Below are 8,198 nucleotides of genomic sequence, written 5' to 3' on the forward strand. Positions count from 1 at the left end.
TATTTCAGCAACCTTTAAAATATCTAACATTTTATTAAAAGTGGCTTGTTTTATTCCTGTTAATCGGAATAATTCTTTATCATTAATAAAATCAAATTTATCAAATTTCATAATTTTAGATTCCTATAATTTCTATTTTAAATATATTTTATAGGAATTTTAAAATAACTAGGTTATGCAAGAAGTCTAATGTTAATGTTAATATGAAAGTTCATCATATTTCAGAACAAGAAGCATTAAAATTGCTTGATCGTGCTATTAATCGTGCTGCAATTCAATCAACAAGCAAAACAAGCGAAGAAATTAAATATCAATCATATTTAGAATATTTTACAGAATTAATGAATATGGTTCAAAATGGCGGGGAAACCTTGAAAATGGTTTCAATTATGTTTACTTGTTTTGCTGATACAAAAAAAGAACTAGATAGTATTAGAACAATGTTAATAAGTGAAATGACAAAAAAGGTTTTGTCCCTGATGAATTAAAATTTCAGCAGTTAAAAGCATATAATTTTGTTTGAAACAACAATATCAAAAACAGTACTGAATGATGACAAGAAATGCCCGTTATTTCACTGGCAAGTAGTTATCCGTTTGTAGCAACACCTTTAAATGATAATCGCGGGTTATTGATGGGAACGAATGATCTAGATGAGCCGATAAGTTTTGATATAAAACACCGTGATAGTTTCCGCAATAGTAGTAATGCTTTTATTGTTGGTATGACAGGGAGCGGAAAATCATTTAATGCTAAAAAGCAATTAAATTGACTATATTGTAATAACACAAAAATTTATATCATTGACCCTGAACGGGAATACCACCAATCAGTCAATTACTATGGCGGGGAAATTATCCCCATTGGCAAATCGGACAAAGCACGAATAAATCCGTTAGAGATTTTTTCAGATGACTGATTAGAACATATTTCATTACTAGAACAATGGTTTAAAATCTTATATCCGTCTTTAACTGATATTGATTTAAGTTTATTACAACAAACGCTTTTAAAGCTATACCAAGATTTTAAAATTACTGATAAAACACAGTTAGATACTTTAACTGCTCGTGATTATCCTACACTATCAGATTTGTTTAGTTTAATTGAAAAACAAGAAAAAACCGAACAAAACAAATCACATTTATATAATGTTTTATGAAAACTTGCAAAAGGAGCTGATGGTGCTTTGTGAAACGGAATAAGTACTTTGTCATTAAAGAATGATTTGATTGTTTTTGATACCCACGAATTAACAGCAAACAAAAACAGACAAAACGCTCAGTTGTTTTTAATGCTTTCCTTTTTGGATAAGGTGGTAAAACAAAACAAAGCCAAAAACGAAGCATTACCAATTGCGGAACAACAATGAATTTGTATTGCCATTGATGAAGCTCACTTATTGATTAATGAAAACAATACTCTAGCGTTGAATTTCTTGTTTGAAATGACAAAACGCATTCGGAAATATAACGGTATTTTGTATATTATGACTCAAAATATTAATGATTTTATGGGTAATGCAAACATAAAAACCCAAGCCCAAGGAATAATAAATAACTGTTTATATCAGTTTGTTCATCATTTAGCGGCGAGCGATTTACAAGATTATGATAATTTAATTTCAGCTAGCGGAAGATTAAATCAATATCAAAAAGATACGATTGCAACTGCGCCAACGGGAACTTGCTTGTTTTCAATTGGTGCTAATAACCGGATGTTGTTAAATGTTGAAGCAAGTGAAATAGAACAAGAAACTTTTAGTTAGGGGGTAAATTTATGAGTAAAATAAAACATCAATATCAAAAACTTAATAAATTTCAAAAAGTAATCTTTTGAATTATTTTTGCTATATTAATATTTTTCTTGTTAGTTGCTTTAATTAATATTCCTATTTCGCTTGGCTATGCGGGGATAAAACTAAAGGCGGTTACTTGACAAACTTTTTCAACTGCTTATGGCAAAGATATTTGCTTTAAAATTTCTGCAATTATTAGCTTTATCGTTGTGATTGTCGTTGCTGGTTTTATTGGTTATCAGAAATGACAATACTTTGATATGTTTGCTTATGAGCAAAATAAAAAAGCAAAACAAAAAGAGCAAGAATTTAAGAAAATTCCGCAAAGCAATTTGCTTAAATTAGACAAAAACTTTGGTTTAATAAAATCAAATTTAACTCAACATACTCTCCTAGTTGGAACAACGGGGAGTGGTAAAACAACGACATTAATGCAAATCATAAAAGCGTTAAGGTTTAAATTCCGCGAAACCACAATTATTATTGATGGTAAGGGAGATGTTGATTTAATTGATAAAGTTAAACAACTAGACCCTAACGCTTTTATTTGAGAAATTGGTTGGTCAGCGGAATATAACCCTTTTGCAAGCAAAAATAAAGTTATTTTAGCGGATAAAATAATGTCGTTGTTTGATTTTTCCGAACAATATTATCAAAATCTAGCACATAATTATTTGTTATTGTTGTTAGATACACTTTTAAAAAATGATATTGCTATTACTTTTGATAATTTAGTTAAATACTTTCCTATTAAACAATTAGAAAAATTAATTGTTTTTAATGACAATAGCATTTCGTTATTATCAAATTTTGATGAAAAAGACATCAATGGTCTTTATAATCAATTAAATGTTTACAACACACAACTAAACGATAGTTTGGGCAATAAAAATACTTTGTTAGAATTGATTAGTAAACATAAAACGATTTTGTTTAGTATCAATTCGTTGATGTATCCTAAACTTGCTGGTTCGGTTGGTAAAATTATTATTCAAAATTTAAAAGAATTAACCACTCTAAAATCAGTTAATCAAAAAATTAACATTGTTTTAGATGAGTTTAATGTCTTTGCAAGTGATACCATTATCAACTTGATAAATAAATCACGAGCATTTAATTATCAATGTTTCTTGTCGTTTCAAACAATCAATGACCTAAAAACAAACAATATAAATTTAACAGACACTATCTTTGGGAATGTTAGCACTATTGTTTGTCATAACATTAAAGACCCAAACACAGCAGAATATGTTGCGAGTGTCTTTGGTACACAACAAACTGAAAAACTAACGCGACAACTTGACTTTAAAAATAACACGACTGATATGGGTTCGGTGCGTGCGGTGGATGAGTTTGTTGTTCATCCAAATGACCTGAAAGCCCTTAAAATTGGTGAATGCTATTTAAAAACCACTCTTCCGAGTAGCAAGTTATTTATTCAAAAAATTCAAGTCAACACCACTTATTTAGACGGGGTATTTCAACAATTAAATAAATAAATATTTTAAAATATTTATAAATAAGTTAAAATTAATTAAAGTATTTTAATTTTATTTAATCTATTATGCTATTAATTTCTTTTATTAGTTTAAAAATTATTATTTATAAAATACTTTAATTAATGAAAGGAATTTTTTATATGTACAGAAATTTTCAAAATACTCAATTATTTACAAAAGAAGTAAATGTTGTTTTTGCTGATAAAGCAATGTTTAAAACAATTACTGACAAAAACAATATTCAACGCAATTTATTTTCATTTTATGTAAATGATGAAGGGCAAAATATTAAATGTGTAACTTGAAACGAAACTGCTGATAATTTAAACAAAGTATTTAATAAAGATACTAAAACAATTGAAATTAAGTATCTTCACAAAAATAACAAAAACACTGATGAATTAGAATATAGTGTTAGAGAATTTAACATTATTAATTAAATTATGTTATAATTTTAATATGATACATATAATTATTTATGTATTCTTCCAATTATCAGTAAATACTAATCTTCTTGGTTTGATTAGTATTTTTTTTATTTATTGGAATTATGACATAATAAAAAATTTGTTATATAATGTAATTGGTTATCTTTAAAAAAGATAACTCCTTTCAAATAATCTTTTTTAAACAAAAATGGGAATAGCATATCTAAATGTGCCAATAGAAAACACCTTAGTAAAATAAGGTGTTTTTGTTTTTATATAAAATTTATTGATAAATTTATTTATTTGCTATATAATGAATTTGTTAGCAAGTAAATTGCTAGGACAATTAAAAACGGAAACACAATCACTTTTGAATCAAACTGTGTTTCCATAAACAATTTTAACATATTTTATTTTTCTTAAAATGTGTTTATCAATTATTATAATGTTTGTGGAAATAGCGGTCTGTTATTTCCCTTTTTATTTGTTTGATCAAAAGGAGTGATAAAAAAATATTTTATCCGCACATTTGTGATAAAATATAAACAACTAAATAAAAGAAAAATGACCCAACAGTCATTCTTCTATACACCTATTAAGGGTCTAGTCAACCGCTTAATTAGGGTTAATATATAATTTACCTGAACCGCACATTTGTGGTGGTTCTTGGTTAAATTATAACATTTTTTAATTTTTGTGTATAGGTAGAATGATAAAAAAGTCATTATACCTATTTTTTTATTTATGAAAATATTTCATTAGAAAGGAATTAAAATAATGACATATAAATTAAAAGATTGAATTGATATTTATAATAAAAATTTAAATATTGAAGTTTGAAGTTGTCAANNTATTATTTTTAAAGGAAGAATAANAGATTTTAAANATTATGAATTTTTTAAAGACTGTAAAATTATTGAACAATCAGTAAATAGTGATTTTCATTATTTTTACATAAATATATCAAATTTGGTAAAGCAATAATTTAGGAGGTTTATATGAAAAAGAAAATTTGTCTTAAAAAAAGATATTTTACTATCTGAAAAACCAAATGAAATTATTGCCGAAGAACAAGTAAATTACAAGTAAATTATAGTTCAGAAGATATTAAAGAATTATTCAATGGTGATGATCTCATTTTATGAGATTAAAATTTAAACATTAACATTAATATTATTTACCCTAAAATCATCGTTTAAATCAAACAAAAGAATATTATTCTACATTTTGGAAAATATCAACGCTGATAAGGGGTTAAAAAACGGTTAAAACCGCNGAAAGGAAGTCTTTTTATGAGTATTAGTCGAAAAATAAAAAGAAACAGAANAAAAGACTTATCAGATTACTATGTAATTGATTATAAAAAATGATGAAATGACATAAATTATAGGATAGAAAATAATATCTGCGATATTTGTGAAGATATGATAGTTGGAACAAATCATTGCTCGTGTAATCGTTTTATCTGTAATAAACATTTTAATTTTGATAAAAATATTTGTCATTATTGTTGTAATCCTGCTGATGTTATATCTCATATTTGAGAATTTAAAAAATTTNAAACAGCAATTGAAGAAAATGAAAATTTATCCTTAGAAAGGAAAACATTATGGAAAATTTAATTCAACACGCAGAACAACTCAATTATCACTTTGTTGACCTACCGCGTGGTGGNCAATTTAAGGTATTCAATCAGTTAGANAATCAAAAACACATGTGTAACTTTTTTGTCCATAAATCAGATATCTATAAACATACCGCTTTATCAAATAAGGTGCGAGTTGGAGATAACTTTATTAGTGTGGCCAAAAAAGACATTCATGTCACAAAAACAGACCCTAATTGGTTTAATGTTGGTGTTCGTGTTTTTGGTCAAACCCATATTTATTATGCTGATGGAACACGCATTAAAGCGACGGGCTATGACGCGATGATTAAAACAAATATGTATCAATTTCATCACTTAAATATGCTTAAACGCCAATTTGAAAAATGACAAGCTGTTGAACCTCGTCTTCGTAAGTTTAAAAACCGCGAAGAATTTTTAGCCGACGTTGATAAAAAATATCAAACTGAATTACAAGCAATGGCAAAAAGAAAAACAGAATTTCAAGCTTCAATCAAAGCCAAAAATTCTGCTAATAAAGTAAAAAAAGAATCACAAGAGAATTGCTCTCTTGTCGATGATTATAACACTCTGTATGAAAAAAACAAGGGTGACCCACCAAAATTATCCGATGAAGAACTAAAGCAACTGTTAGCGGAATTAAACAACTTAGACTAACTCCCCTACTGGGTTTTCTCTTCTTACCCCTACAACAAAGCATAAGAGCTTGCATAAAGCCACAGAGTAGCAAGACAAAGAATAAACAAATCTAAGATATGGTCTTCATCATATCGTTTTTACTGTTTGGTAAATCACCTATTTTTATTATACATTTTCTTCCAATATATTTCCAAAACTATTCCCATACTATATCAAAACTACAAATATTTAATAAATTTTATATATTTTTTAAATAAAATTACTACTAAATTTATTTAAAAAATACTAAATTATTTTAATTTTAATATATAATTATATTAAGTATTTAATAAGTTTTAAAACTTATTATTAGTATTGTTTATGCTGCTGAATTACAAGCATTTTGGCACGCCAAGCACCCGAAACCCCGCACTCCCAACGTTGTTGGGAGTGCGGGGTTTCGGCCTAATGTTTGGGTTCTGCAATGGTTCCTTTTTTCTTTTTGCCCAAGCCCTTAAAAGAAAAAAGGAACCCAAAAAAGAAAAAAGGAACCCAAAAAAGAAAAAAACCCACCCTGCCAGTAAGACAAAAGTGGTTGGTAAGGAGTTGATACACTATGGGTGAATTAGAAAAAATATTGATTATGATAAATCGTTGAGGATATTTGAATTTAGAACAAATAGCTTTGTTACTAAATAAAAATATTAAAACAATTCAATTNCAAAAAGAANAATTAGTAAATTTAAAAATGATAAATGTGGATACATTGCCAAAGAAAAACTATTATACTTTAACNAGTAAANCACAAAGTCATTTAGGNCGAANTCATAAAAAAAGTATTAAAGTAAATTATTATGAATTACAACACCAAGATATGTTAATAAAATGACTTGTTGCACAAACCGACATCGAACACTACCAAACCGAGCGTGAGCTCAAAATGGAAAACTACAATTTGAATGCCTATCCCGACTTAATCATTACCAAAAGAAATGATAGTGAAATTTATGTTGAATTTGAACGCACCCGCAAGTCACCCGACCGGTTTAGAACGAAATTAATTAACTTGCGTGAGTGACTTGCTGTTGGTGGTAAAATTCATTGAATTACGACAACANAANNNTAATTTGTAAATTTAAAAATTTGATAATATTTTTAAAGAGGTATACCTTGTATTATTATATTTAGCATAACAAATAATGTATTCAATACATAATAATAAATAATAATAATAATAATAAAAACACCTAACTTATCTGTACTTTAATATTTGGTATATAAAAAATAAATAAATCTCTTGGAATAATTTCATTTGCTCTAAAAACAGACTCCCTTATAAAAACTTGTTAAACCAATTAAAAATTGATTTTTTAAGCGACATTTTAATAAAGGAACATGGACAAATTTACAGATAGTTTGAAATTAATTATTTATTTGATTTTATATATATTTTGTGAAATGCATTAACAAATAATTAGGTTTATCTTTTTTTTTTTTTTAATATTTTAACACTTTTCAGAAAAGTTGGTTGTTTCAAATTTGTAACTATTTATAAAGTAATTTCACTTTTCAGCCCTTAAGCTGATGTAATTACTATTTTGATGTAAAAACATTCCACAAGAGATCTCAATTTTCTTATATATAATAGTTTTAATCGTAATGTTTTCGCTTAACTAATATTTATTGAAAAATTTTAAAACAATCAGGTTACATCGAAAACTTTTTAGCTATAACGTAATATATAATACAGCCGAGTCTCTATAATTTGTACATCACTAAACGAAAAATCGCAAAAAATCGAAAAATCTATCGAAATTCGTTTTAAATAATTCTCGATAACTTTAATTTCTGTGTAAATCGAAAAAAAAACCCAAAAACTGATCTCATTGTCATTTCTACGGTGTATAATAATTATAATAGAAATAATACAATATCATACATTTTAATAGTATTAGTATTAATTTGGATATTCAATATGTGAATTATTTAATTTTTATATTTACTAACCAAAGTTTTTAATGAATGCATTTTTGAAATCAATTTTATAAAATATGAAAAATTAATAAATATAAAAATATTCAATATTTTATACAATTAGTATTACATAAATTAAATTTCATTTATTAAGCATAAATAGCATTTCCATATATTTTCTTCCTTCAATTCCTTGTGTCATAACTTATAAAAAATATTTTCATATATTCTTTCAAGTTGCCAGTTAAAACTCC

The 8,198-nt window shown here is 26.4% G+C and carries 5 protein-coding genes; all 5 read left to right on the forward strand.

What is annotated here, in order from left to right:
- Window positions 1-203 precede the first annotated feature (203 nt).
- The 5 genes from BST80_RS02830 to BST80_RS02850 all read left to right on the forward strand — a co-directional run bounded on the left by BST80_RS02830 (window position 204) and on the right by BST80_RS02850 (window position 4,876).
- Window positions 204-488 (forward strand): hypothetical protein, encoded by a 285-nt coding sequence (locus BST80_RS02830; RefSeq protein WP_415745879.1) that lies wholly within the window; start codon window positions 204-206, stop codon window positions 486-488.
- A gap of 74 nt (window positions 489-562) precedes the next feature.
- A complete protein-coding gene (locus BST80_RS02835; protein WP_415745880.1) occupies window positions 563-1,768 on the forward strand; it encodes a VirB4 family type IV secretion system protein in 1,206 nt (401 codons plus the stop codon).
- Window positions 1,769-1,779: 11 nt separating this feature from the next.
- The gene (locus BST80_RS02840) at window positions 1,780-3,297 is read left to right on the forward strand and encodes a type IV secretion system DNA-binding domain-containing protein (protein ID WP_415745881.1); all 1,518 of its coding nucleotides are present in this window, start codon (window positions 1,780-1,782) and stop codon (window positions 3,295-3,297) included.
- 140 nt (window positions 3,298-3,437) lie between these two features.
- Window positions 3,438-3,737 (forward strand): hypothetical protein, encoded by a 300-nt coding sequence (locus BST80_RS02845; protein ID WP_415745882.1) that lies wholly within the window; start codon window positions 3,438-3,440, stop codon window positions 3,735-3,737.
- Between the two features lie 986 nt (window positions 3,738-4,723).
- Window positions 4,724-4,876, forward strand: coding sequence for a hypothetical protein (locus tag BST80_RS02850; protein WP_415745883.1), 153 nt, complete (start codon window positions 4,724-4,726; stop codon window positions 4,874-4,876).
- The last annotated feature ends 3,322 nt before the right edge of the window (window positions 4,877-8,198 follow it).

The organism is Spiroplasma sp. Moj (assembly GCF_016082285.1).
In the GTDB taxonomy this organism is placed as follows: Bacteria; Bacillota_I; Bacilli_A; order Mycoplasmatales; family Mycoplasmataceae; genus Spiroplasma; species Spiroplasma phoeniceum.